General features: G+C 61.6%; 24 protein-coding genes. All 24 read left to right on the top strand.

The annotated features are described in order from the left end of the window. The first annotated feature begins 43 nt into the window (after positions 1 to 43). The 24 genes from ACGHEN_RS06215 to ACGHEN_RS06100 all read left to right on the top strand — a co-directional run bounded on the left by ACGHEN_RS06215 (position 44) and on the right by ACGHEN_RS06100 (position 24174). Positions 44 to 811, top strand: a complete 768-nt coding sequence (locus ACGHEN_RS06215; protein WP_390399385.1) for a dihydroorotate dehydrogenase electron transfer subunit — start codon at positions 44 to 46, stop codon at positions 809 to 811. Positions 812 to 825: 14 nt separating this feature from the next. Continuing rightward, positions 826 to 1734 carry a dihydroorotate dehydrogenase gene (locus tag ACGHEN_RS06210; RefSeq protein WP_390399382.1) on the top strand — a complete coding sequence of 303 codons (909 nt, stop codon included), beginning with the start codon at positions 826 to 828 and terminating at the stop codon, positions 1732 to 1734. Continuing rightward, positions 1728 to 2444 carry an orotidine-5'-phosphate decarboxylase gene (gene pyrF / locus ACGHEN_RS06205; protein ID WP_195233596.1) on the top strand — a complete coding sequence of 239 codons (717 nt, stop codon included), beginning with the start codon at positions 1728 to 1730 and terminating at the stop codon, positions 2442 to 2444. The genes ACGHEN_RS06210 and pyrF overlap by 7 nt, the downstream gene beginning before the upstream one ends. A gap of 240 nt (positions 2445 to 2684) precedes the next feature. Continuing rightward, positions 2685 to 2993 (top strand): integration host factor, actinobacterial type, encoded by a 309-nt coding sequence (mihF, locus tag ACGHEN_RS06200; RefSeq protein ID WP_006236130.1) that lies wholly within the window; start codon positions 2685 to 2687, stop codon positions 2991 to 2993. Next, entirely contained in the window at positions 2994 to 3563 is a 570-nt protein-coding gene (gene gmk, locus ACGHEN_RS06195; RefSeq protein ID WP_099431806.1) for a guanylate kinase, read from the top strand. A gap of 5 nt (positions 3564 to 3568) precedes the next feature. Further along, positions 3569 to 3850, top strand: coding sequence for a DNA-directed RNA polymerase subunit omega (locus ACGHEN_RS06190; protein ID WP_055250050.1), 282 nt, complete (start codon positions 3569 to 3571; stop codon positions 3848 to 3850). Beyond that, entirely contained in the window at positions 3851 to 5095 is a 1245-nt protein-coding gene (gene thiI / locus ACGHEN_RS06185) for a tRNA uracil 4-sulfurtransferase ThiI (RefSeq protein WP_118079857.1), read from the top strand. A 214-nt stretch (positions 5096 to 5309) separates the two neighbouring features. Further along, positions 5310 to 6020: a helix-hairpin-helix domain-containing protein gene (locus ACGHEN_RS06180; RefSeq protein ID WP_390398151.1), complete on the top strand. Its 711-nt coding sequence runs from the start codon at positions 5310 to 5312 to the stop codon at positions 6018 to 6020. Positions 6021 to 6289: 269 nt separating this feature from the next. Beyond that, the gene (locus tag ACGHEN_RS06175) at positions 6290 to 8320 is read left to right on the top strand and encodes a DNA internalization-related competence protein ComEC/Rec2 (protein WP_390398148.1); all 2031 of its coding nucleotides are present in this window, start codon (positions 6290 to 6292) and stop codon (positions 8318 to 8320) included. Between the two features lie 78 nt (positions 8321 to 8398). After that, on the top strand, positions 8399 to 9361 hold the full coding sequence (gene holA / locus ACGHEN_RS06170) for a DNA polymerase III subunit delta (protein WP_390398145.1): 963 nt from the start codon (positions 8399 to 8401) through the stop codon (positions 9359 to 9361). 133 nt (positions 9362 to 9494) lie between these two features. Further along, a complete protein-coding gene (rpsT, locus tag ACGHEN_RS06165) occupies positions 9495 to 9761 on the top strand; it encodes a 30S ribosomal protein S20 (RefSeq protein ID WP_022094714.1) in 267 nt (88 codons plus the stop codon). 96 nt (positions 9762 to 9857) lie between these two features. Continuing rightward, entirely contained in the window at positions 9858 to 11669 is a 1812-nt protein-coding gene (lepA, locus tag ACGHEN_RS06160; protein WP_390398143.1) for a translation elongation factor 4, read from the top strand. Positions 11670 to 11673: 4 nt separating this feature from the next. Next, positions 11674 to 12717: a tRNA dihydrouridine synthase DusB gene (gene dusB, locus ACGHEN_RS06155; RefSeq protein WP_390398140.1), complete on the top strand. Its 1044-nt coding sequence runs from the start codon at positions 11674 to 11676 to the stop codon at positions 12715 to 12717. Between the two features lie 2 nt (positions 12718 to 12719). After that, positions 12720 to 13952 carry a radical SAM family heme chaperone HemW gene (hemW, locus tag ACGHEN_RS06150; RefSeq protein ID WP_390398137.1) on the top strand — a complete coding sequence of 411 codons (1233 nt, stop codon included), beginning with the start codon at positions 12720 to 12722 and terminating at the stop codon, positions 13950 to 13952. 58 nt (positions 13953 to 14010) lie between these two features. Further along, positions 14011 to 15114, top strand: a complete 1104-nt coding sequence (locus tag ACGHEN_RS06145; protein WP_320678003.1) for a DnaJ domain-containing protein — start codon at positions 14011 to 14013, stop codon at positions 15112 to 15114. A gap of 81 nt (positions 15115 to 15195) precedes the next feature. Further along, a complete protein-coding gene (gene dnaJ / locus ACGHEN_RS06140; RefSeq protein WP_390398134.1) occupies positions 15196 to 16344 on the top strand; it encodes a molecular chaperone DnaJ in 1149 nt (382 codons plus the stop codon). A 9-nt stretch (positions 16345 to 16353) separates the two neighbouring features. Then, complete coding sequence (locus ACGHEN_RS06135) at positions 16354 to 17646, top strand: MiaB/RimO family radical SAM methylthiotransferase (protein WP_349125253.1); 1293 nt, start codon at positions 16354 to 16356, stop codon at positions 17644 to 17646. Next, positions 17627 to 18613 carry a PhoH family protein gene (locus ACGHEN_RS06130; RefSeq protein ID WP_390398131.1) on the top strand — a complete coding sequence of 329 codons (987 nt, stop codon included), beginning with the start codon at positions 17627 to 17629 and terminating at the stop codon, positions 18611 to 18613. Before ACGHEN_RS06135 ends, ACGHEN_RS06130 begins: the two co-directional genes overlap by 20 nt. After that, a complete protein-coding gene (gene ybeY, locus ACGHEN_RS06125; RefSeq protein WP_347478492.1) occupies positions 18610 to 19119 on the top strand; it encodes an rRNA maturation RNase YbeY in 510 nt (169 codons plus the stop codon). The genes ACGHEN_RS06130 and ybeY overlap by 4 nt, the downstream gene beginning before the upstream one ends. A 9-nt stretch (positions 19120 to 19128) precedes the next feature. Next, positions 19129 to 19506, top strand: coding sequence for a diacylglycerol kinase family protein (locus tag ACGHEN_RS06120; RefSeq protein ID WP_022094706.1), 378 nt, complete (start codon positions 19129 to 19131; stop codon positions 19504 to 19506). 12 nt (positions 19507 to 19518) lie between these two features. Next, positions 19519 to 20595: a GTPase Era gene (gene era / locus ACGHEN_RS06115; protein ID WP_347478491.1), complete on the top strand. Its 1077-nt coding sequence runs from the start codon at positions 19519 to 19521 to the stop codon at positions 20593 to 20595. A gap of 15 nt (positions 20596 to 20610) precedes the next feature. Beyond that, positions 20611 to 21360 (top strand): DNA repair protein RecO, encoded by a 750-nt coding sequence (recO, locus tag ACGHEN_RS06110; RefSeq protein ID WP_390398127.1) that lies wholly within the window; start codon positions 20611 to 20613, stop codon positions 21358 to 21360. A 138-nt stretch (positions 21361 to 21498) separates the two neighbouring features. Next, the gene (gene rpsO / locus ACGHEN_RS06105; RefSeq protein ID WP_035138510.1) at positions 21499 to 21777 is read left to right on the top strand and encodes a 30S ribosomal protein S15; all 279 of its coding nucleotides are present in this window, start codon (positions 21499 to 21501) and stop codon (positions 21775 to 21777) included. A 150-nt stretch (positions 21778 to 21927) separates the two neighbouring features. Continuing rightward, positions 21928 to 24174, top strand: coding sequence for a polyribonucleotide nucleotidyltransferase (locus ACGHEN_RS06100; RefSeq protein WP_390398125.1), 2247 nt, complete (start codon positions 21928 to 21930; stop codon positions 24172 to 24174). The last annotated feature ends 145 nt before the right edge of the window (positions 24175 to 24319 follow it).

Genomic DNA, 24319 nt, shown 5'->3' with positions numbered 1-24319 from the left:
ATGGGGGATTGGAGCGTCTATGCCCACACCTTCCACTGCACGCATGCACGACTTCGAGGTCGTCTCGAACCGGGAGATTGCCGACGGCATCTTCTCGCTCGTCATCTCGGCCCCCAAGCTTGCAAGTGCGCTCAAGCCCGGTCAGTTTGTGAACATCGCCGTACCCGGCGATACGTCCTCGCTGCTTCGTGTGCCCCTGAGCTACTACCGCGCCGACGCCGAGGCCGGCACCGTCGAGCTGTGGTATGCCGTCGTGGGCGACGATACCCGTCGTTTGTCCCAGATGGGTCCTGGCTCCACCTCTAACCTGCTGGGCCCCGGTGGCCGTGGCTGGATGGTACCCGAGGGCACCAGGAAGGCCCTGCTCGTCGCCGGTGGCATCGGCGTTCCGCCTGTGCTGTGTCTTGCCGGTATGCTTGCCGAGCAGAGTGTTGATGTGGACGTGTGCCTGGGCTTTGGTACCGCTGCCAAGGCTGTGGGTGTCGATGAGTTCCGCGCGCTGGGCGCCACGGTTAACGTGTGCACCGACGACGGCACGCTGGGTATGCACGGTTTTTGCACCGACCCGGCAGCCGAGCTGCTTGGCGAGGGCGGCTACGACTACGTGGCCAGCTGCGGCCCCGCCGTCATGATGAAGAAAGTCGCCGCCGCTGCCGCCGAGGCCGGTGCGTACTGCGAGGTGTCGCTCGAGCGCATGATGAGCTGCGGCTTTGGCGCCTGCAACACCTGCAACGTCGAGACGGTCGACGGTATGAAGGGCGCCTGCATGTGCGGCCCCGTGTTCGATGCTTCCAAGGTGGTGGTCTTCTAGTGGGTACCGTGAACATGGCCGTCGATTTCGGCGGCGTCAAGATGCAGAACCCCATCAACACCGCAGCCGGTACCTTTGGCTACGGTTGGCAGTTCCAGAACTTCTTTGATGTCTCCCAGCTGGGCGCCATCACCACTAAGGGCTGCGCCGCCGAGCCCTGGCCGGGCAACCCTGCGCCCCGCATGGCCGAGATTCCCGGCGGTATGATCAACTCCGTGGGCCTGCAGAACCCCGGTGTCGCCGCCTTTGCCCGCGAGTCCGGCCCGTGGCTCGAGCAGCTGTCCAAGGACGGTTGCCAGGTCATTTGCCAGGTTGCCGGTCATTCCGTCGAGGAGTTTGTCCGCGCGCTCGAGATGTATGTCGAGCTGTGCCCCTGGGCTGCCGGCTACGAGATCAACGTGAGCTGCCCCAATATTGCTGCCGGCGGTGCCGCCATGGGCTCCTCGCCCGAGGGCGCCTCTGCCGTTATGGCTGCCTGCCGCAAGGTGACCGATAAGCCGCTGTTCGTAAAGATGGCGCCGGTCAACGTCGTCGAGATTGCCAAGGCTCTCGAGGCCGCGGGAGCCGACGGCCTTTCGGTCATCAACTCCATCCAGGGCATGGCCATTGACGTTCATACCCGCAAGTCCCGTGTGGCCAAGCCCAAGGGCGGCCTTTCGGGTCCGCTGTGCCACCACATCGCCGTTCGCATGGTCTGGGAGGTCGCTCAGGCCGTCGATATCCCCATCAACGGTGTCGGCGGCGTCATGACGGGCGAGGATGCGGCCGAGTTTATCCTGGCCGGCGCCACCTGCGTGTCGGTCGGCATGGCCAATTTCGTCGATCCGTGCGCCTCAATTAAGATCGCGCACGAGCTCGAGGCCTGGGCGGAGTCCCAGGGCGTGAAGGACATCAACGAGCTGGTAGGTGCTTTCGAATGCTAGAGACCGACGCCCGCGACCGCGTTATCGTCGCCCTCGACTGCGACCGTGAGCGTGCGCTCGAGCTCGCCCACGAGCTTTCTGGTCATGCCGCTTGGCTCAAGGTGGGCATGACGCTCTATTACGCCGAGGGGCCCGAGATCGTCAAGACGTTCAAGGACCTGGGCTTTAAGGTCTTCCTCGACCTCAAGTTCCATGACATTCCGCATCAGGTGCGCGGTGCCGCCCGTTCGGCCTCGCTTGCCGGTGCCGACCTGCTCTCGGTCCACGGCCTGGGTTCTGGTGCTATGCTCGCTGCGTGCCGTGAGGGTGCCGAGGAGGCGCGCGAGGACCGCGCCAAGCTCGTCGCCATCACCGTGCTCACGAGCATGAACCAGGATTCGCTGGCTGAGATCGGCGTCGAGTCACCCGTGGCCGAGGAGGCCGCCCGCCTGGCAAAGCTTGCCCAGGCCAACGGTATCGACGGCATCGTGTGCTCGCCGATGGAGGCCCATGACATGCGCGAGCTGCTCGGCCCCGACGCGTTGATCGTGACTCCGGGCGTTCGTCCGGTGGGTGCCGCCCTTGGTGACCAGTCCCGTGTGGCGACGCCTTCTCAGGCTATCGAGCGCGGCGCGAGCCATATCGTGGTGGGCCGACCCATCACCGGTGCCGACGACCCGGTTGCCGCCTTTGACGCTATCGTTGCCGAGCTGGTCGAAAACGTCGCCTAAAAGATTCCCTCAAGTCACCACTTTTGGGTCTCATTAGCACAAATTAGCCCCTGTGCCTGCGAAAACTTTCCCATCCTTTGTGTGGAATCGCAGGTCAGGGGCTCAACTTTAACCTCCGTATATTGCACTTTTCGCAGGTATCGTCTAACCTATGGTGCCGTCGATTGGGCATTTAGTGCGTTTGACGTGCTAAAATGCCAATTATTGCATCAGATATAACCCAACTATTTGGAGGTTCGAATGGCACTCCCTCAGCTTACCGACGAGCAGCGCAAGCAGGCTCTTGAGAAGGCTGCCGCCGCACGTCACGCCCGCGCTGAGCTTCGCGAGCAGATCAAGAAGGGCGAGAAGTCCCTCGAGTCCGTGCTCAACTCCGATGACCCCATCGCTTCCCGCATGAAGGTTTCCACCCTCATCGAGTCTCTCCCCGGTTATGGCAAGGCCAAGGCCGCCAAGATCATGGAGGAGCTCGGCATCTCCGCTACCCGTCGCGTCCAGGGCCTCGGCGTCCGCCAGCGCGAGCAGCTCCTCGAGCAGCTGACCAAATAAGTGAGCGCTCAGGATTCAAAGCTCTTTGTGATTTCTGGACCGTCAGGTGCAGGCAAGGGCACGCTCGTCACTCGTGTGCGCGAGCGTCGCTCGAACCTGGGCCTGACGGTTTCGGCTACCACGCGAGCACCACGCAAAGGTGAGGTCGACGGCGTCAACTACTTTTTCCTGACGCGCGAGGAGTTCGACCGCCGCGTGGCAAACGGTGAGTTTGTTGAGTGGGCCGAGGTCCACGGTAACTGCTACGGCACCTTGGTGAGCGAGGTCACATCCAAGCTCGCCTCTGGCTCGTCTCTGATCTTGGAGATCGATGTCCAGGGAGCCCTGCAGGTCAAGGAGCGTTTCCCCGAGGCCGTGCTGATCTTTATCAAGCCGCCTTCGCTCGAGGTGCTCCGCGAGCGTCTGGTCGGTCGCGGTACCGAGACGCCCGAGACGATTGAGCTGCGTATGGCAAACGCCGCCGATGAACTTGCCCTTGCCGACCGCTACGACGACGTCGTGGTGAATGACGATCTCGACCGCGCGACCGATGAGCTCGTTCGCGTTCTCGATATGCATGAAAGGATCTGAGGTCCGTGTCCGTTGTAAAGCCTTGCATTGACGATCTTCTGGAGAAGACCGATCACAACCGCTTCCTGCTCGCCTCGCTTGCCTCCAAGCGCGCCTGCGACATTAACAGCATGTTGCGTGGCCAGCACAACCGCGTGCTCGCCGTCCAGGATGTCGATGACATCACTATTGCGCTTTCCGGCGCCGATACCATCTCGATGGCTATGGACGAGATTGTCGACGGCGACATCTCCTACGACGAGGCCCGTTACGAGAAGGCACTCGGCCATAAGGTTGCTGAAGCCTAAATGGCAGCCCGCGTCTGCCTGGTCCACTATCACGAGGTTGGACTAAAGGGCAAGAACCGCGCACATTTTGAGCATATCCTCATGGATAACATCAAGGCGGCCTTGGCCGCCTTTTCCGTGAATGCCGTGTCTCGAATTTCCGGTTATATCCTCGTGACCTTTAACGAGCATCAGGCCGACGAGGCGGCGCGCGTCATTCGCACCGTCCCCGGCGTTGCTCGCGTGTCCCTGGCATATCACACGAACCGCGACCCGCAGGAGTACTGCGCCGCCGCCGTGAAGGCGCTGCGCGAGTTTGGTCCCTTTGAGTCGTTTAAGGTGCATGCCAAGCGCTCGAACACCGACTACGAGCTCACCTCGATTGATATCAATCGTCAGGTGGGAGAGGTGTTGTGCGAGGCGTTTCCCGATAAAAAGGTCCAGATGCACGACCCCGACGCAATGGTGCACGTGCTGGTGGTCCAGGGTAGCGTTTATGTGTACGCGCGCTCCGAGCGCGGCGTGGGCGGTCTGCCGGTGGGATCTGCCGGCAAGGTCGTGACGCTACTGTCGTCGGGTATCGATTCTCCGGTAGCGACCTGGATGCTCGCGCGTCGCGGCGCGGTGTGCGTGCCGGTACATTTCTCCGGTCGTCCGCAGACGCCCGACACGAGCGAGTATTTGGTGCAGGACATCATCCGTGCGCTTGAGCCGGGTGTCCAGATCGGCCGCCTGTACGTGGTGCCGTTTGGCGATTGTCAGCGTGAGATCTCGGTGACCTGCCCCAGCAACCTGCGCGTGATCATGTACCGTCGCATTATGTATTCGGTTGCCGAGCGCATTGCGCATATCGAGGGCGCCAAGGCTATTGTGACCGGTGAATCGCTCGGTCAGGTTGCTTCCCAGACGCTCGAGAACATCATGGCCGTCAACGAGGCCGTCAAGATCCCCGTGTTCCGCCCGCTGATTGGTTCGGACAAGCAGGAGATCATCGCGCGTGCCGAGGAAATCGGTACCTTCGATATCTCGACCGAGGCCGCTCCCGATTGCTGCACGCTCTTTATGCCGCGCCGCCCCGAGACGCACGCCAAACTCGATGCCGTGCATGAGGCGTGGGAGCTGTTCGATCACGAGGAGATGATTGAGCGCTTGCTCAAGCAGACCGAGTATATCGACTTCGAGAGCAACACGTATAAGGCCCCTAAGACCTTAAAACGCAAACATTCCGAGCTCGCTCCACGTGAGATTTACCAAGATCACGAATAATGTTGTGTATAGACCGGCGGTGATTTTGCATCGTCGGTCTTTTTCTATCTGGGCATTAGGCGATAAACGGTTCATTTGTCGACGTGTGCCTGAATAAATGGACACTTTTCCGCAAGGTTTTGGTCAGCTTTTGGTTTGACCGCGAAAACCGGTGTGGGCGTGCGGAGGCTGCGGCGTTCGTTTCCTGACACGATGGTGTTGGGAGGTGTTTGCTATGGCGCAGCGCGAGCAACACGAACGGGTTAAACGGATGGACCGCTGGGCAGAAAAGCTGCTCGGCCATAAGGCGATGGTCGTGGCGATCCTGGTTGTCATTGCCGCCGCGAGCGGCTTGGCGATGGCAAGTTTTGGTGGCCACTCTAGCGGCGTGTCGTTTGAGCGTAGTGATGAGGCGGGCACCTCGAATGTGCGCGGGGCCGGGGATGCGTCTCCTGATGATGCCGATGAGTCGTCTGCCAAGAGCTCTTCTGCTGCCGAGGTGTACGTTGATGTGGATGGCGCCGTTGTGAGGCCTGGCGTGTACCGGCTTAAAGATGGAGCACGGGTGTCCCAGGCGATTGATGCCGCCGGAGGGCTTACGGCCGAGGCGGATGTGACGGTTCTTAACCGTGCGTCCAAGATCACCGATGGTCAAAAGATCTATGTGCCGACGGTAGGGGAGCAACAAACGGCTGCGGCCGTCGGCGCCGCCGAAAGCAGTGCTTCCACGACCCCTGGTACAGGGTCTTCGTCGGGACTTGTGAATATCAATACGGCAAGTGCGGCGGAGCTGCAGACGCTTTCGGGCATCGGGCCTTCTATGGCCCAGTCAATTATCGACGAACGGACGCAAAACGGGGCCTTTGCCTCGGTCGATGACCTTATGCGCGTATCGGGGATCGGTGAGAAGAAACTCGCCAAAATTAAAGATTGCATCTGCGTATGAGTGCGACCGAGCGCGAGCATGTGATGCCACCGCGCCCATTGATGCCGTGGGCGATAGCCCTTTGTGCCGGCTTGTGTGCGAGCTGTGGGTTAGTGCTTAACATGGCGGCCGATGCGCTGCTGGGAGAGCGGGCGGCGCCCGTCACATTGCTTATGGCCATTCCCTTCGCGGCTGCGACGTGCATCGTATTGGCACGGTCCTGTATGCGTCTTGTGCGGTGGAAGCGATGGCTGTATGCCGCGGCCCTTGGCCTCGTTGCGGGAGCGGTCGTGTCCGCGGCTTGGGCGATAGGAGCGCTACACGCATCGAGGGCACTGGATAATCGGGCTGCGAGCAGTCTTGAGTTTGTTGTGCACGGCGATCCGTCCATCAATGACGGTGTGTACTCCTATACCTGCGATGCGTTTGCGGGCGAAAAGCATTTGGGTCAGGTATGGCTGTCGTGCGATCGTGAGCTCGGCGTCGGTTCGCATGTACGTGCTATCGGTCGAATTTCGCGCTTTGAGAATGATGCGTATGGGCGCTCACGCGTGCTTCGGGGCGAGCTTCGAAAGGTTAAAGTCGTCCGGTTGGTATCGATCGACGAGGGCCCTCCAGGCCCGTTGTCTTGGCTTCGAAACGAGCTCCTTGCCGTTATCGCGCCCGCGACCGATCCAGCGCGCTCGCTCATTGCCGGCGTTGTCTGCGGACGCTCGGCCGAGCTGCGTGCCCAGCCGGCGGGCGATTGGTTTTCGGTAACGGGCACCGCACATCTTATCGCTGTCTCGGGTAGTCATCTTGCCATCGTGGGGTTTGTGATTGAGAGCGCCCTGCAAAAGACACGCCTCTCTCGTGGGCTGCAGCGGGGGCTGTTGGTGCTGGCCCTCGCTGCCTATGCCGTTTTTACGGGCGCTTCGCCCTCGGCCGTGCGCGCGTGCTGCATGGTGGCGGCGTCGCTTGTCGCCAACGGCGCCGGGCGTCGTCGGCATGGCCTCTCGGCTCTGTTCGTCACCATGGCAATCTTTGTGTTGCTGCGTCCGACGGTATTGTTCGAGATGGGTTTTCAGCTATCGTGCGCCAGTGTCTTTGCCATCCTTTGTTTTTGCCCCTACGCTACCTACGCCTTGGGCGAGCTGAGTGTGCCACCGGGCCTCGCCAGTATTTTGTCCGTCACGCTGTGCTCGCAGCTGGCGACACTTCCCGTAACCATTCCCGCATTTGGGACGTTTTCACTCATTGCCCCGCTTGCAAATGCCGTGATCGGTCCGGTGATAAGCATGCTGCTCGCTGTATCGGTTGTGTTGGTGCCCTGCTCGCTTGTGCCGCTGCTGCGTCACGGGGCGCTCGTGGTGCCCATGATTGTCGCTCGCTGCGCTCTGTTCTTTGAACAGCTCTTTGCCGCCGTTCCGGGCGCATCCGTTAGCGTGCCGCCCGATACGCTCTTGGTATACGTGGTGCCGTTTGCGCTGGCGGTCCTCTTGGTCTGGTGGCCACGCCCCCGCGTGCGGCCCATGGCAGTGGGGCTGCTATGTTTGATGCTTGCTGCGGGGGTTCCGTATGTCTATTGGGATCGATGTGTGCCGCCTTCGGTAACGGTTCTCGATGTTGGTCAGGCCGATGCGATTCTGGTTCGCCAAGGCAGCGCTGTGGCGCTCGTCGACTGTGGGCTCGATGACCGCGTGGTGTCGGCGTTGGTTCGCAACAATGTCCACCATATCGACGCCGTCTTCGTGACGCATTGGGATGAAGACCATTGGGGTGGTCTTCCCGATGTGCTCGATCAGTTTTCGGTTGGATCCATTGCGGTTGCAGCGGATGCGCTGGACGGCGCGCCTTCTGAGGTCCTAAATCGCCCCGGCGTAACGTATCGGCAGGTGGCCCGCGGAGACACGGTCGATATCGGCGCATTTCGGGCTCGTGTGATGTGGCCGTTTGACACAGTGGATGGCGAGGGCAATGAGGACTCGCTTGTCTTGCTGCTCTCCTATGCTCGGGAAGGCAAGAGCCTGCGTATGCTCCTCACTGGTGATGCCGAACTCGATCAGGAGCGCGAGTTTGTACAGGAGGTGGGCGATATCGATGTGCTTAAGCTGGGACATCACGGCTCAAAAGTTTCCGTCGACACAGAGCTGCTGGAAACGCTTAAGCCCGAGCTCTCTATCGCGAGTGCGGGCGAGGGCAACCGCTACGGCCATCCATCCGATGCCTGTATCGATGCCGTTCGCGATGCGGGCGGCGCGTTCGCATGCACTATCGAACAAGGAGACATTACCGTCTCGCCGACCGCAACCGGTTTTGCCATGCGATGTCAGCGACCGTGATGCTGCCGTTGGCGCGGGACCAACCCGTGGGCTAGAATGGCACGGTACGAACACGAGATCCTGCGGGAGGGGAGCGCAATGTCCGAAACCGGTCTGCTGCCGGCATATCTGATCGTCGGTACCGATGGGGTCAAGCGCGACCACGCCGTCTCGCGTATGAAAGCTCGCTTGGAAAAGTCGGGTATGGTTGAGTTCAACCTCGATGAACGTGACATGACGAAAGATCCCGATATTGAGTCGATCATCGGCTCGCTCAATACCTTTCCCATGGGCAGCGAGTTTCGCCTGGTGATCCTCGACGGCTGCTCCAAGCTTGCCAAGGCGGTCTCGGAACCGCTTGTCGAGTACCTCGCAAGTCCCAGCCCCACGACGGTCTGTCTCATTATTGCCGACTCACTTGCCAAGAATACGCGCCTGTATAAGGCAATCGCCAAGATCGACAAGAAGGCTATCGTCGATTGTTCGGGTACCAAGCGCTGGGAACTGCCGCGCCGCGTTCAGCAGATGGCGACGCAGCGCGGTAAGTCCATCTCGACAGCTGCTGCCGAGGAGCTCGTCTCGCGCTCGGGCGAGAACACCCGCATGCTCGATAACGACTTGGCCAAGCTTGCCCAGATGGTCGAGGCGCCGCAAATTGAGCTTGCCGATGTGGAGCGCTGGATCGTGCGCACGGCCGAAGTTCAGCCCTGGGACTTTCTCAACGCAGTGTCGGCCCGCGATATGCGCCGCTCGCTTGAGCTCTTCAATCTACTGCCCGCCAAGAGCTACGTGTGGACTTACACATTGCTGTGCGGGCGTATTCGCGAGCTTATCGTTGCCAAGGCGCTCGATGCGCGTGGGCAGGGTCGTGAGCTTGCCGCGACGCTCAAGCTTCAGGCCTGGCAGGTCAAGAATCACCTGACCTGGGCACGTCGTTTTTCGATGACCGAGCTCGTTTCCGCGCTCGAGGGTGCCGTCGATGTGGAGCTCGCACTGAAGGGTTCGGCTGATTCGGAGACCGCGCTTTTGCTCTGGATTACGAACATCTTGAGAAAATCGTGATGATACCTGCCTATTTGACAAATTCGTTCTATCCCTTTGAGGGGGAGCGTGCTATAGTAGGCGCTTGCATGACCTCACCGTGTCTCAGAGGTGTCATACATTTTTTGCAAGGAACTCGAAAGGAACTCCAGAAGTGGCAAACATCAAGTCTCAGAAGAAGCGTATCCGCACCAATGAGGCAGCTCGCATGCGTAACAAGGCTGTCAAGTCCGAGCTCAAGACGCTGACCAAGCACGTCCAGTCCGCCGTCGCCGAGGGCGACGCCGAGAAGGCCCAGGCTGCCCTCAAGACCGTCACCAAGCGTCTCGACATGGCTGCCGCCAAGCATGTTATCCACAAGAACCAGGCTTCCAACCGCAAGTCCGGTCTTGCCAAGCTCGTGAACAGCATCAACGCCTAAGTTGTAAATTTCACACCACACAGATTACGCGCATAAATGGAGCCTGTTTTATGGAACAGGCTCCATTTTTTGTACCGCTCGGGTAAGATAGTCCGCATGAATACTTCAATTGACATTTCCCACATCCGTAACTTCTCGATCGTAGCGCACATCGACCATGGCAAGTCCACGATCAGTGACCGTATCCTCGAACTCACCCATACCGTCGACGAGCGCGACATGGAGTCGCAGCTGCTCGACACCATGGATATCGAGCGCGAGCGCGGCATTACGATCAAGTCCAATGCCGTTCGCGTTTCCTATGACGCCGACGATGGCGAGACGTATCAGTTCAACCTGATCGATACGCCGGGCCACGTGGACTTTACCTACGAGGTCTCGCGTTCGCTGGCCGCCTGCGAGGGCGCGGTGCTCGTCGTCGACGCCACGCAGGGCGTCGAGGCGCAGACCGTCTCCAACGCGACGCTCGCCATGAACGCCAACCTGGATATCGTGCCCGCCATCAACAAGATCGACCTGCCGTCGGCACACCCCGATGAGGTCAAGACCGAGATCGAGGATGACCTGGCGATTCCCGCCGACGATGCCGTATGCGTATCAGGCAAGACCGGCGAGGGTATCCACGACCTGTTGGAGTCCATCGTCTTTTTGATTTCACCGCCCAAGGGCGATGCGAACGCGCCGCTCAAGGCGCTTATCCTGGATTCGTATTTCGATGAGTACCGCGGCGTCGTTGCCACGGTCCGCGTCTTTGACGGCTCCATCAAGAAGAGCGATACCCTGCGCATGATGCAGGCAGAAGGTGACTTCTTGGTCGACGGCGTGGGCGTCAAGCGTCCTGCCGAGACCCCGGTTGACGCACTGACGGTTGGCGAGGTCGGCTACGTGGTCACGGGTCTGAAGGATCCTGAGGCCGTGCACGTGGGCGATACCCTCACGTGGGCGTCGAATCCCTGCCCCGAGCCGCTTCCCGGTTACCGCGAGGCCAAGCCCATGGTCTATACGGGCCTGTTTCCGATCGACAACAAGGATTACGAGAACCTGCGCGACGCTCTCGATAAGCTGCACGTCAACGACCCGTCGTTGGTGTGGGAGCCCGAGACCTCGGTGGCGCTCGGCTTTGGCTTCCGCGTGGGCTTCTTAGGCCTGCTGCATATGGAAGTCGTCAAGGAGCGCCTGGAGCGCGAGTTCAACCTTGACCTCATTGCTACGAGCCCTTCGGTGGACTATCACGTCTATAAGACCGACGGCGAGATGATTGATGTTCGCAGCCCGCAGGATCTGCCCGAGGCTACGCGCATCGAGCGCATTGAGGAGCCTTACCTCAAGGCCAAAATTATCTGCCCGCCCGAGTATACGGGTGCCGTCATGCAGCTCGCTATCGAGCACCGCGGCATTACAACTGACATGATCCATCTCACGAGCAAATCGGTCGAGATGCGCTTTGACATGCCGCTCGCCGAGCTCATCCTGGACTTCTTTGACCAGCTCAAGAGTCGCACCAAGGGCTATGCCTCACTCGACTACGAGTTCAACGAGTACCGTCCCTCCGAACTCGTCAAGCTCGATATTTTGCTTTCGGGCGATGAGGTGGACGCGCTTTCGTTTATCGTGCACAAGGATAAGGCCTATGGCCTGGCCCGCGGCCTGTGTGACAAGCTCAAGGAAATCATCCCGCGCCAGCTGTTCGAGGTGCCTATTCAGGGCGCCATCGGCAACAAGATCATTGCCCGCTCTACCGTCAAGGCGCGTCGCAAGGACGTTTTGGCCAAGTGCTATGGCGGCGATATCTCGCGAAAGCGCAAGCTGCTCGAGAAGCAGAAAGAGGGCAAGAAGCGCATGAAGGCCATCGGTTCGGTCGAGGTCCCGCAGGAGGCCTTTATGGCGATCCTAAAGGTAGACGAGTAAGTCCATGGCGCTTTCTGAATACAGCAAGCGTCTGCTGGGCGCCTATGCCGAGCAGCCGTTCCTTATGGCTCCCATGGCGGGCGTAACCGACCCCGCCTATCGCATCATGTGTCGCCGCCGCGGTGCCAACCTTGCCTACAGCGAGATGGTGAGCGTTGCGGGCCTTGCCTATGCCAGCAACAAGACGTGGCGCCTGGTGTTGCCGGCCGACGAGGAGCAGCAGATCTGCGTGCAGCTCTTTGGTTCCAAGCCCGATCAGTTTGCGGGTGCCGTCGCTGCCGTCGAGGAACGCGTGGGCGATCGCCTGTCATTGATTGATATCAACATGGCCTGTCCGGCTCGCAAGGTCGTTACCAAGGGCGAGGGCTCGGCGCTTATGCGTACGCCCGACCTGGCCGAGCGGATTGTCGAGGCAGCGGTGGGCGCGGCGCATGTTCCCGTGACCGTGAAGATTCGCAAGGGCTTTTACGCCGAAGACCGCAATGCCGCGACGTTTGCCCAGATGCTCGAGGGGGCAGGGGCAGCTGCGGTGGCGGTGCACGGCCGCTGTGCCACGCAGCTCTATACGGGCCAGGCCGATTGGTCGGTCGTCGATGAGGTGGCCGACGCCGTCGAGATTCCCGTTATCGGTTCGGGCGATGTGTTCTGCGCCGAGGATGCGGCGGAACGCCTGCGCAACTCGGGCGCCAGTGCCGTGTTTATCGCGCGCGGTATCTATGGCAACCCCTGGGTGTTCGGTGATGCTCGAGCCCTTGCACTCGATGGCACGCCAGTACCGGTGCGTAGCTCGGTCGAGCGCCTGGATGCCCTGCGCGAGCACCTGACGCTCACGCATGAGCTGTTGCCGCTTATGTCACGTGCCCGCACGTACGCGAGCTGGTATCTTAAGGGCATGCCCCATGCCGCCGCCTGGCGCGCGCAGGTGGTGCGCTGCTCCACATACGAGGAGTTCATGGCATTGGTCGATGATATCGAGCGCGATGTGGTGGCCTGCGAGGCCGCGCTTGCCGCCGGCGAGTCGGTGCCCGCTCATCCGCTGGAGGCCTAACGGTGGCCGTTACCGCGCTGTACGTCCACGTGCCGTTTTGCGCCCAAAAGTGCCGATACTGCGACTTTGACTCACGCAGTTTTGCTTCGTGCGACCTGAGTGCTGCGCTCGATTTCTATTTTGAGCAACTGTATGCGCGCCTCGATTCCTTTGGCGACGCAGGCGCGCTTGCGCAGGTCCGCACCGTCTATGTTGGCGGCGGTACGCCGTCGCTGGCAGGAGAGCGTCTGGTGGAGCTTGCCCGGCGTATTTGCATGTGGTGCAAGCCCGTTGAGTTTACCTGCGAGGCCAATCCCGAGTCGTTGACCGCCGGGCTTGCCACTGCGCTTGCCAAGGTCGGTGTCACACGCGTCTCTCTGGGAGTTCAAACCCTTGACAACGCCGAGCTTGCTGCGATTGGCCGTATTCACGATGCCGATCGGGCGCTCGCTGCCATCACGACGGTTAAGGACGCTGGGCTCGATGTGTCCTGCGACCTGATGTGCGGACTTCCCGGGCAGACCGCCGTAAGCTGGCAACGCACGCTCGATGGCGTGCTGGCGGCGGCGCCGCATCATGTGTCGGTGTACCCGCTCACGCTCGAGAAGGGCACGCCGCTCTACCACATGGCGTGTCGCGACGAGTCGCTCGAGCCCGACGAGGATTTTCAGGCTGCGTGCATGGACGCGGCGCGTGAGTGCCTGGGTGCGGCCGGCTATCACCCGTATGAGGTGGCAAGCTACGCGCTCGACGGACATGAGTGTGCCCACAACATTGCCTATTGGACAGGACGGGGCTATCTGGGCTTGGGCCGCTCTGCCGCCGGTATGCTCGACGCCGAGGATTTCGATCGCTTGGCCGGGCTGTTTCCCGACGTGCCTGCTCGCGGCGATGCGTATCGCGTGCGCTTGGTGCAACGCGACGACGCCGCGACGACGTTTGATGCCGAGTATCTGTCGCAGCGCGAGGCTGCGGCCGAGGATTTGATGCTCGCCTGCCGCATGACGCGTGGCATTGGGCCCGATCTGTTGGTTCGCTCGGCAAGCGTGATCGCTGCAGACGAGCTGGTGGCGGCCTGTGACCGTGCGCTCGAGTTGGGTCTTGCCACTTGGGTGCCCGATTATGTCGAGGGGCATGCGGGGTGCGTCGCCTCGAAAGACGTTATCGCAGGTCGTGCCCACGCCCGTTTAGCGCCCACCCACTTGGGCTGGCTCGATGGAAATGTGCTGTTCGAGCTGTTTTGGGGTCTAGCTTAGGCCGCTCGGGTAGAATTACCGCAATATATACGCTGCTGTGAGCAGGAGGTTGCCGCGCATGGCGACGATGAACGAAAAAGATTACTACGAGATTTTGGGTGTCTCCAAGGACGCCACCTCGCGTGATATACAGAAGGCCTTCCAGCAAAAGGCCCGCAAGCTCCATCCGGACGTCAACAAAGAACCTGATGCCGAGGAAAAGTTTAAAGAGGTTTCCGAGGCCTACGCCGTGCTTTCGGACGAGCAGAAGCGTGCGCGCTACGACGCCATGCGCTCGGGCAACCCCTTCGCCGGCGCTCCTACGGCTTCGCCCTATGGCGGCGGCTACGCCGGCAGCGCAGGCTATGGCAATCCCTTTGAGGGCGGCTTTCCCTTTGGTGGCGCCTGGGGCCAGCCGCGTCGCGGGCAGGCTGCCTATAATCCCGAGAACGGCGCCAACGTGGTCGTCGATATCAAGCTCGACGCTAAGGAGGCCAAGGGCGGTGCCCGCAAGACCGTCCGCTATACGCGCTTCGATACCTGTGGCCACTGTGGCGGCTCGGGTTCTGTTTCGTCCGAGCATGCACATACCTGTCCGAGCTGCGGTGGTCGCGGCCACATCGATGTCGACCTGTCCTTCCTGTTCGGTGCCGGCACGTTTCAGTCGGTCTGCCCCGAGTGCGGCGGTTCCGGTAAGGTCGTCGCCGACCCCTGCCCCGATTGCGGCGGCAGCGGCCGTGTCCGTGTGACCTCCGAGCAGACGATTGAGTTTCCTGCCGGTACGCACGATGGCGACGAGGTCCGCATTGGCGGCATGGGTCACGCCGGCACCAACGGTGCCTCGGGTGGCGATCTGGTCGGCCGCGCTCATGTCGAGGCCGAGCGTCTGGAGGGCAAGGCCCGTACCGGTTTTTACCTGATGGGCATCGTGGCGCCGTTTTTGGTGCTGTCGGCCATCTCGGGCGTGTTCTCGGCCTTTGCCGTGATGTGCTTTATTCCGTTTGCCATGGGCCTGTTCATGGTGGTCTCGGACGGCGTGCTGCACCGCAGCCTGCTGTGGTGGAAGCGCGGCGCGATGCAGTTTGCCAACGGTTTTGCCAACGGATTTATGTTTGCGCTCGTGTCGGTTTGGTTTGCGAGCTGCTCGCAACGTGCCATGCTTTCGCCCTACGCAATGCAATAACATCAACCCCTCTGTTTGCGGCCGGCCCAGCTTGGGTATAGGACGCACTGTGACAATAATGAAAGTCGGAAGGATTCGGTCGTGTCGGAAAATAGGGATTACTACGAGGTACTTGGCGTCGACAAGGATGCCGACGCGCGGACGATTAAGCGCGCGTTTCTAAAGAAGGCCCGTACCGTACACCCGGACGTTTCGGACGACCCCGAGGCCGAGGCCAAGTTCAAAGAGCTCAACGAGGCGTATTCCGTTCTTTCCGACGAGCAGAAGCGTGCTAACTACGACCGTTACGGCACCGCGGACGGCCCCGGTGGCTCTGGCTATGTCGACATCAACGATATCTTTGGTGGCATGGGCATGGACGACCTCTTCTCGTCGTTCTTTGGCGGCGGTGCCGGCGGTGGCGCCCGAAATCGCCGTGAGCGTCGTCGCGGCCGCGATATGGCCATCTCCCTTTCGGTGACCCTTGAGGAGGCGGCACTCGGTTGCAAAAAGACGATCAGCTATGACCGCCTTGCCCCCTGCGAGGATTGCAACGGCACCGGTAGGGCCGAGGGCGCACAGGAAAAGCAGTGCAGCCGCTGCCACGGCACGGGCTATGTGACGACGGTCCAGCGTTCTTTCCTGGGCCAGGTTCAGTCCTCTTCGCCCTGTCCCGACTGCCACGGCGAAGGCACGGTCATCGACCATCCCTGCGAGACCTGTGACGGTCAGGGCCGCACGCCTTCGCACGAAAAGATCGATATCGATATTCCCGCCGGCGTTTCGACCGGTCGCCAGCTGCGCGTGAGCGGTTTTGGCGAGGCCGGCCTTCGCGGCGAGCCGTCGGGCGACCTGATCGTCAACGTGCGCGTCGCCGACCACGAGCGTTTTAAGCGCAACGGCGACGACCTGTACCTCGTGAGCGATATCTCGATTGCGCAGGCTGCGCTCGGATGCGAGATCGAGGTCGAGGGCATTATGCCTGACGAGGTCGTCAAGGTGTGCGTCCCCGCTGGCGCCCAGTACGGCGACACCGTGAGCGTCAACAATTACGGCATGCCGCGTATCGGCGGTGGCGGTTCGCGCGGTCGTCTGATCGTGCAGCTGCGTGTGGTCGTCCCCACGAACCTTTCCAATAAGCAGCGCGAGCTGCTTCGCGCCTTTGCCGACGAGATAGGCGATGACGTCGCATCCGGTAAGAAGTCAGTGACCGACCGTATCAAGAGTGCCCTCGACGACATCCTCGATTAAGGAGCCCGCGTGCTCGCACCTCATATCTCTGTCGTCAACCTCGGCTGCCGTGTCAACCGGGTTGAGTCCGACCGTATCACTGCCGATCTAATGCGCCTGGGCTTTGCGATGGTGGAGCCTCAGGATGCTGAGCTGATCGTCATTAACACCTGTGCCGTTACGGGCGAGGCCGAGGCCAAGACCCGTAAGGCCGTTCGCCATGCGCTGGCCTATCCAAACGAGCCCTATGTGGTCGTGACCGGATGCGTGGTCAATCTGCATCCCGAGGAGCTGCTGGAGCTCTCGGACCGCGTGATCGCCGAGCCGTCCAAGATCGATGTCGCCGAACGCGTCTGTGAGGTGCTGGGCGTTGAGTCCGATGACGTTCCCGCCTGCAGCGACGGCGAGGTTGTCGACGCGCTCGGTCGCTCGCGTCTGGGCGTGAAGATCCAGGACGGCTGCAACCATCGTTGCACCTATTGCATTGTGTGGAAGGCCCGCGGCCCCGAGCGCTCCGTGCCGGTCGAGTCCGTGCTCGAGCAAGTTCGCGAGGCACAGGAGGCCGGCGTGCCCGAGGTGGTGCTGACGGGTGTGAACCTGGGCGCCTACGATGGCAAGAGCGCGACTGATGAACACGTCGAGATCGATGAGCTGCTCGAGGCGATCATGGAGCGCACGTCCATTCCGCATGTGCGCATTTCCTCGGTCGAGCCCATGGATATCTCCGAGTCCCTGCTTAAGGTCATGGCGCGCTATCCGAAGCGCATCGCCCCGTTTTTACATCTGCCCGTGCAGTCCGGCTGCACCAGGACACTGCATCGCATGGGCCGTCCCTATAGCGCCGAGGCCTTCGAGGAAACGGTGCGCATGATTCGCACCAACTTGCCTCAGGTGTCCCTTTCGTGCGATGTCATCGTCGGTTTTCCCGGTGAGACGGACGAGGAGTTTGAGGAGTCGCTGGCACTGTGCCGCCGTGTGGGCTTTTCGCGTATGCACGTGTTCCGCTACAGCAAGCGTCCCGGTACCCTTGCTGCCGATATGCCCGACCAGGTGCCGCCCGAGGTTATGGCCGAGCGTAGCCGCCGCATGAGGGCCGCGGCGCAGGAACTCGCCATTGCCGACGCTCGCCGTCGCGTGGGAACCGTCGAGCGTGCCGTGCTTGAGTATGGCGACAACCTGACGCTCGGTTCGTTCCATCATGCCCGTCTTGACGATACCTGTGGACTCACAGCCCCGTGCCTGCTCGATGTTGCTATCATCGGAGTCGATGATTCCGGCTTGGTCCATGCACGCAGGGAGGTTCATGGAAGCCTCGAAGATTAGACTTACCGTTCCCGAGGGTATTGACCCCTCGCGCGTTTTGGGCGCCGGCGACGGTGTCCTTCGTGCACTCGAGAGTTTGGTTCGTGCCCATGTGGTCGTCCGTGGCGACAGCATCGCCGTGAGCGGTGACCCGGACGAGGTCGAGCTCGTGGCGCGTTTTTTCGACCATACTTTTCGCGAGGCGGCCGCCGGACGCACGCTGTCTGCCGACGATGTTTCTCGCTGCCTGGCCGTCTTGCGCGACGGTGAGCACGAGGCTACGTCGCTTCGCGATGATGTGCTGCTTTCGTATCGCGGTCGTGCCATTCGCCCCAAGACGCTCGGCCAAAAGCGCTACGTGGATGCCATCCGCTCGCATACCATCACGTTTGGCCTTGGTCCCGCCGGTACCGGTAAGACCTATCTGGCCATGGCGCTCGCCGTTGCCGCGCTCAAGCGTCACGAGGTGGGCCGTCTGATCTTGACGCGTCCGGTTGTCGAGGCGGGGGAGAATCTGGGCTTTTTGCCCGGTACCCTCGAGGAAAAGATTGACCCCTACATGCGTCCGCTCTACGACGCCCTTTTTGACATGATGGATCGCGAGCGCACCGATGAGCTCATGGAGCGCGGCGTGATTGAGATCGCCCCGCTTGCCTACATGCGCGGCCGCACGCTGAGCGATGCCTTCGTGGTGCTCGACGAGGCGCAAAATACCACGCCCGAGCAGATGAAGATGTTCCTGACGCGCCTGGGTTTTAACTCCAAGTTTGTGATTACCGGCGACCTGAGTCAGCGCGACCTGGTGGGTCGTCGCGGCGGTCTTGCCGACGTTGAGCGGATTTTAGGCCGTGTCGACGATGTCGCATTTTCTCACCTCGAGCGTGCCGACGTGGTGCGCCATGCCTTGGTGGGGCGTATCGTCGAGGCATACGATGCTTATGATGATGTGCGCGATAAGCGCGTGGACGACCGAAAGGAGTCCCGTTGAGTGTATTGATCAGCAACGATGCCGAGCTCGATACGCTGCTCGACGCGCAGGAGGTAGAGCACATCTGCGAGGTCGTGCTTGCCGCCGAGGGCGTTGAGCGTGAAGTTGAGATTTCCCTTTCGTATGTCGATGAGGACGAGATGCACGAGCTCAACCACGAGTGGCGCGGTATCGACCGTACCACCGATGTCCTCTCGTTTGAGTGCGACTCGGCCTTTGACGAGGATATTCCCGCCGACGAGACGCTCGAGCTCGGCGATATTATCCTGGCCCCGGAGGTCATTGCCCGCCAGGCCCCCGGCTTTGGTAATAGCCCTACCGACGAGTGCCGCCTGATGCTCGTGCATGGCATGCTGCACCTGCTGGGGTATGACCATATCGAGGACGACGAGGCCGAGGTCATGGAGGCCCGCGAGGACGCCATCTTGCGCGATCTGGCGCTCGAGCGCGGCGAGGACCCCAAGCTGGTCCACGTCGGCCCCATCACCAACCACGCCCACGACTAGGAGCCGTCTATGATTCCCGGATCGAACAAGGACCATCCGTCCTTCTTAAAGTCGTTCTCCTACGCCATGGAGGGCTTCGTCACCGCCGTTAAGACCGAGCGCAACATTAAGGTCATGCTCGTGGCGGGCGTGTGCACCGTCATTGCCGGCTGCATCGTGGGGCTCGACATTGCCGAGTGGGCCACGGTTATCATCTGCTGTGGCTTGGTGATTCACGGCGAGCTGTGCAACACCGCCATGGAGGCGATCGTCGACCTGGCGACCCAGGAGCTCCATCCGCTGGCAAAGCGTGCGAAGGATATCGCCGCCGCCTCCGTATACGTACTTTCCATCACCGCCGCGATTGTGGGATTGCTGGTATTTGCCCACGCGCTCGACTTTATTTAGAAAGGGATTTTCATGTCCGACAATATGCAGCCTTTCGATGAAACTCTGGACGACGAGTCCCTGGATGCGGTGGATGCCGAAGCGACCGAGGATTGCGAGGATGTCGAGGAATTCGATCCGTTTGAGGGCATGAGCGACGAGGAGCTCGACGCCCTGTGCGACGAGGATGAGAGCCTCGCGGGTTTTGGCGACGTGGAACCCGGTTTTCGCAGCGGCTTCGTGGCCCTGGTCGGCCGTCCCAACGCCGGTAAGTCCACGCTGCTCAACGCCTGCTATGGCAAAAAGGTTGCCATCACCTCGCCGGTGGCCCAGACCACCCGCCGTCGCATGCGCGCCGTCGTCAATCGCCCCGGCTACCAGCTGGTCTTTGTCGATACCCCGGGTATTCACAAGCCCAAGGACGGCCTGGGGTCCGAGCTCAACAAGAGCGCGCTGTTCGAGCTGAACGATGTCGATGTCGTCGCGTTTTTGATTGATGCCACCAAGCCGATCGGCAGGGGAGACGCCTGGGTTGCCGAGCGCGTCAAGAATGCCCGTTCCAAGAAGGTCCTGGTGCTCACCAAGGCCGATGAGGCCGACCCCGCACAGGTCATGGAGCAGCTTAAGGCCGCCCACGAGCTTATGGAATATGACGACGAGATCGTGACGTCGTCGGTCAAGAACTTCAACGTCGATGCCTTTATCGAGACCGTTGCGCACTTTTTGCCCGAGGGTCCGCGTTGGTTCCCCGAGGACATGGGTACCGACGCTTCCGATGAGACGCTCGTTGCCGAGTTTGTGCGCGAGAAGGTCTTGCGCCGCACCCGTGATGAGATCCCGCACTCCGTTGGCGTGATCTGCGATGCGCTCGAGCAGACCAAGAAGGTGCTGCGCGTGCACGCTACCATTTACGTCGAGCGCGAGGGCCAAAAGGGCATCATCATCGGCAAGGGCGGCGAGATGATCAAACATATCGGTATCGACGCTCGCCGCGATCTTGAGCGCATCTTTGGCACGCAGGTCTTTTTGGAGCTGGACGTGAAGGTCAAGGCCGGCTGGCGTGACGACGAGGCCCAGATTCGCCGCTTTGGCTACAACGCCGAGGACTAAGGACGCGCGGCGCGCATGGCAGGCTCCCGGACATATCGCACGAAGGCGCTCGTCCTCGACAAGACGAAGCTCAAAGAGACGGACCTGATCCTGACGATGCTTGACGAACGGGGTCGGCAGGTTCGCGCCGTGGCAAAGGGCGCCCGCAAACCCGGTGGGCGCCTGGCTGCGCGCTGCGAGCTGTTCTGTACCGTCGATATGCTGCTCGCGCATGGACGGTCGCTCGACGTGGTTTCCCAGGCCGAGCTTATGGAGGCGCCGCTCGGCGCTGCGCCCGATTACGAGACGACCTGTGCCGCAAGCGCGATCGCCGAGGTCGCGCGCGTGTGCTCGTTTGAGGACGCCGAGGATCCATTTACCTTTGCCATCACGCAGCGAGCGCTTGCCCTGGTGGGCAGCGGGCTCGACACGGCGCATATGGATCTACTTGTGGCGGCATATGTCTTTAAGCTGCTGTCGCACGTTGGCTATCGACCCGATTTTTCGGCCTGCGTGCTGTGCGGAGACCCCATGCTGTCGTTTTTTTCGCCCCGGGTGGGCGGGCTCATGTGCGGGTCGTGCGCGTCGAGCGTTCCGGGTGCCGAGCTGGTGTCGACCGGTGAGGTCGCGTGGCTGCGCGCCCTCATGTCCATGACCTTCGATGCACTCATGGCCGAGAGGATCGATCCCCATACCGCTGCCTTTTTATTGGGGCTTTCGCATGTTTGGGCTGCGACGCACACCGATCAGCGCCTCCGTGCGATGGAATTCATGTTGGGTCGGTGATGATGCGCAGGCGCGGGCCGCTTGTGGTAACATACCGACCTGTTGGTACCTCGACCTTGGATGCTCGCTCCACCGGCGGCTTCCCAGTCCGAGGCGTATAATGTCGCCCGCGGGCGACAAGAAACGAAAGGTGAAACAATGACTGTTTCCAAAGAGCGCAAGGCTGAGCTGACTGCCCAGTTCGGTAACACCCCGGTCGACACCGGCAACCCCAAGGTTCAGGTCGCCATCCTGTCCGAGCGCATCAAGGAGCTGACCGAGCACATGAAGTCCCACCAGAAGGACTTCCACACCCGTCGTGGCCTGCTCATGCTCGTCGGCCGCCGTCGTCGTCTTCTCTCCTACATCAAGAAGAACGACATCGTCGAGTACCGTGAGCTCATCAAGGCTCTGGGCATCCGCGACAACATCCAGTAAGGATTTGTACATGCTAAGAGCGTCCTGCGCAGCGGGGCGCTCTTTTTGTGTAAGGGCGTGAACAATCACGCTCTGAAGCGTGGCGGGGGCAGGGGGCCCGTGTCACATGAGAAGCCCGCAGGCAAGGGGCCTGTGGGGTAAAGGAGAACAATGACACTCGTATCCAAGACCTTTGAGCTGTACGGCAAGACCTACACCTTTGAGTCGGGCGAGCTTGCCAAGCAGGCCACCGGCGCGTGCCTGGTCAAGCAGGGCGACACCACGATGCTCGACACCGTGGTCGTCTCTAAGGAGCGCAAGAACTACGACTTCTTCCCGCTGACCGTCGACTTCAATGAGAAGATGTACGCAGCCGGCCGCATCCCGGGTGGTTACCTCAAGCGTGAGGGCCGTCCCAGCGAGAAGGCCACGCTCACCGCACGCATGATCGACCGCCCGATTCGCCCGAGCTTCCCGGACGGCTTCCGCAACGAGGTGCACATCGTCGCCACCTCGCTCGTCGCCGACCAGGTCAACCCCTTCGACGTCATCAACGTCATGGGTGCTTCCCTGGCCATGACGCTCGGCGGCGTGCCCTTCGAGGGCCCGCTTGCCTGCGTGCGCATCGGCCGTAACGTGGAGACCGGCGAGTTTATCGTCAACCCCACCTACGAGGAGCGCGAGAACTCGGATCTGGACCTGGAGCTGGGCGGCTCTGCCGACTATATCTCGATGGTCGAGGCCGGCGCCGAGGAGATCTCCGAGGATGATATGCTCGCCGCCATGAAGTTTGGCCAGGAAGCCCTTGCTGCCTTCTGCCAGGCTCAACACGAGTTCGTCGCCGAGTGGGAGCAGGTCAACGGCCCCATCGTCAAGAAGGAGTACCCGCTCGACCAACCCGTCGAGGAGGTCCAGGAGCGCATCTTCGCTCACTACGACGAGATGGCAGCCGCCCTTCGCGACGCCGACAAGCTCTCCCGTATCGGCAAGGTCGAGGCTCTGAAGGAGTCCATCCGTGCCGAGTTCACCGAGGAGGAGCAGGCCGCTTGGGAGCGCGAGATCCCTGTGGCGCTCAAGAAGCTCGAGAAGAAGGCCATGCGCACCATGGTCGTCGAGACCGGTGAGCGCGTCGACGGCCGTGCCGCCGATGAGATCCGTCCCATCATGGTGAAGGACAACTACCTGCCGCTCGTTCACGGCTCCGGCCTGTTCCAGCGCGGCCAGACCCAGGTGCTCTCCGTCCTGTCGCTCGGCATGCTCAACGAGGGCCAGCGTCTTGATACCATCGAGCCCACCGAGGGCAAGCGCTACATGCACCACTATAACTTCCCGCCGTTCTGCACCGGCGAGACCGGCCGCATGGGCAGCCCCAAGCGCCGCGAGATCGGCCACGGCAACCTTGCCGAGCGCGCCCTGCTCCCGGTGCTCCCCGACGAGAACGAGTTCCCCTACGCCATCCGCGTGGTCTCCGAGGTCATGGAGTCCAACGGCTCCTCTTCGATGGCTTCGACCTGCGGCTCCACGCTCGCCCTTATGGACGGCGGCGTGCCCATTAAGCGCCCGGTCTCCGGTATCGCCATGGGTCTGATCCAGGAGGAGGGCAAGACCGTGGTCCTGTCCGACATCCAGGGTCTCGAGGACTTCCTGGGCGACATGGACTTTAAGGTCACCGGCACCACCGAGGGCATCACCGCCCTGCAGATGGACAACAAGGCCACCGGCCTTACCTTCGACATCCTGGCCCGCGCCCTGCAGCAGGCCAAGGAGGGTCGCGCCTTCATCCTGCAGAAGATGCTCGATGTGATTCCCGAGCCGCGCCACACCACACGCAGCACCGCTCCGCGCATCGTCTCCATCCAGGTTCCTACCGATAAGATTCGCGACGTCATTGGCTCCGGCGGCAAGGTCATCCGCGGTATCCAGGACGAGACCGGCGCTTCGGTCGACATCCAGGAGGACGGCACCGTCTTTGTCGGCGGCACCGGCGAGTCCGTCGACCAGGCCGTCGAGCGCATCAAGCTCATCATCAAGGTTCCCGAGCCGGGCGAGGAGTACACCGGTCGCGTGGTCTCCATCCAGCCCTTCGGCGCCTTCGTCAACCTGCTGCCCGGCAAGGACGGCCTGCTGCACATCTCCCGCGTCGCCAAGGGTCGCGTGGAGAAGGTCGAGGACGTCCTCAATGTGGGCGACGAGGTCAAGGTCGTCGTCATCGAGGTCGACGATCGCGGCAAGATCTCGCTCGATCGTCTTGACAAGCCCGAGGCCCCTGCTCGCGCCGAGGGTGCCTCCGAGGGCGACGGCGAGCACTTCCAGCGCCGTGAGCGTTCGCGTCGCGAGCGCTCCGAGCGCAGTGACCGTCCGCGCCGTCCCGGCGACAACGGAGGCCGCAAGCCCCGCCGTCACCACGACGCCGAGTAACAGCCGCATATAAGCAGCTCAACAAGGGCGACCCCACTGCGGGGTCGCCCTTTTGCTTGCGCCCGGGAGGGACGCATATGAAGTTTCCTGCTCTACAGTCCTGCGCAAGACGGAAAGCACATTAAGTGCTTTCCTTTGCGTGCGG

Origin of the sequence: Collinsella sp. i06-0019-1H4 (genome assembly GCF_042849575.1) — a bacterium.
GTDB lineage: Bacteria > Actinomycetota > Coriobacteriia > Coriobacteriales > Coriobacteriaceae > Collinsella.
The sequence above is the reverse complement of the archived record's forward strand: the minus strand, read 5'-3'. Positions and strand labels throughout refer to the sequence as shown.

Coding starts and splice junctions, on each gene's coding strand:
- ACGHEN_RS06215 (WP_390399385.1), top strand. CDS start 44: ATGCACGACTTCGAGGTCGTCTCGAACCGGGAGATTGCCGACGGCATC.
- ACGHEN_RS06210 (WP_390399382.1), top strand. CDS start 826: ATGGCCGTCGATTTCGGCGGCGTCAAGATGCAGAACCCCATCAACACC.
- pyrF (WP_195233596.1), top strand. CDS start 1,728: ATGCTAGAGACCGACGCCCGCGACCGCGTTATCGTCGCCCTCGACTGC.
- mihF (WP_006236130.1), top strand. CDS start 2,685: ATGGCACTCCCTCAGCTTACCGACGAGCAGCGCAAGCAGGCTCTTGAG.
- thiI (WP_118079857.1), top strand. CDS start 3,851: ATGGCAGCCCGCGTCTGCCTGGTCCACTATCACGAGGTTGGACTAAAG.
- ACGHEN_RS06180 (WP_390398151.1), top strand. CDS start 5,310: ATGGCGCAGCGCGAGCAACACGAACGGGTTAAACGGATGGACCGCTGG.
- holA (WP_390398145.1), top strand. CDS start 8,399: ATGTCCGAAACCGGTCTGCTGCCGGCATATCTGATCGTCGGTACCGAT.
- lepA (WP_390398143.1), top strand. CDS start 9,858: ATGAATACTTCAATTGACATTTCCCACATCCGTAACTTCTCGATCGTA.
- dusB (WP_390398140.1), top strand. CDS start 11,674: ATGGCGCTTTCTGAATACAGCAAGCGTCTGCTGGGCGCCTATGCCGAG.
- ACGHEN_RS06145 (WP_320678003.1), top strand. CDS start 14,011: ATGGCGACGATGAACGAAAAAGATTACTACGAGATTTTGGGTGTCTCC.
- ACGHEN_RS06130 (WP_390398131.1), top strand. CDS start 17,627: ATGGAAGCCTCGAAGATTAGACTTACCGTTCCCGAGGGTATTGACCCC.
- ACGHEN_RS06120 (WP_022094706.1), top strand. CDS start 19,129: ATGATTCCCGGATCGAACAAGGACCATCCGTCCTTCTTAAAGTCGTTC.
- era (WP_347478491.1), top strand. CDS start 19,519: ATGTCCGACAATATGCAGCCTTTCGATGAAACTCTGGACGACGAGTCC.
- recO (WP_390398127.1), top strand. CDS start 20,611: ATGGCAGGCTCCCGGACATATCGCACGAAGGCGCTCGTCCTCGACAAG.
- rpsO (WP_035138510.1), top strand. CDS start 21,499: ATGACTGTTTCCAAAGAGCGCAAGGCTGAGCTGACTGCCCAGTTCGGT.
- ACGHEN_RS06100 (WP_390398125.1), top strand. CDS start 21,928: ATGACACTCGTATCCAAGACCTTTGAGCTGTACGGCAAGACCTACACC.